Raw genomic sequence first — 512 nt, 5'->3', positions numbered from 1 at the left:
TTTTTCGTTCAGTAATGAATCTTGTTGGCCTGATTTAAAATGTTGTTCTTCATATTCTAGTTTTGTGCGGCTTTGTTGCACAAACCTATCTGTAAAGGGTTTTTCAGCGATATAATTTTCAAATGAAGAAGCCTACACACAAAATCTACCGCACAACCAATTGGCCCGCATATAACCGAGCACTCATGAGTCGCGGAAATATTGCCATTTGGTTTGATCCTGCTACGCAATGGTATGCGCCATCAAAAGGCAAACAAGGGCGAAATCAAACCTACTCCGACGCAGCCATCCAATGCTGCTTAATGATTAAATCCTTATTCCGTCTGTCTTTACGTATGGTCACTGGCTTTGTGCAAAGTCTGATTAAACTTTGCGGATTAAATTGGATAGCTCCAGATTACACCACGCTTTGTAGAAGACAAAAGCATATTGATATTGCAATCAGTTACCAAAAAAGTAGCGATGGGCTGCATCTACTCATGGACTCTACAGGCATGAAGTTTCTAGGTGAG

The 512-nt window shown here is 40.8% G+C and carries 1 protein-coding gene; it reads left to right on the top strand.

The annotated features are described in order from the left end of the window. Positions 1 to 122 precede the first annotated feature (122 nt). Positions 123 to 512 (top strand): IS5 family transposase (locus RR876_RS17400; RefSeq protein ID WP_332637228.1); only part of this gene is annotated, 390 nt, incomplete at its 3' end.

The organism is Acinetobacter sp., from assembly GCF_036666595.1.
Lineage (GTDB): Bacteria > Pseudomonadota > Gammaproteobacteria > Pseudomonadales > Moraxellaceae > Acinetobacter.
Note: the sequence above shows the minus strand (reverse complement) of the source record. Positions and strands in the feature narration are given on the sequence as shown.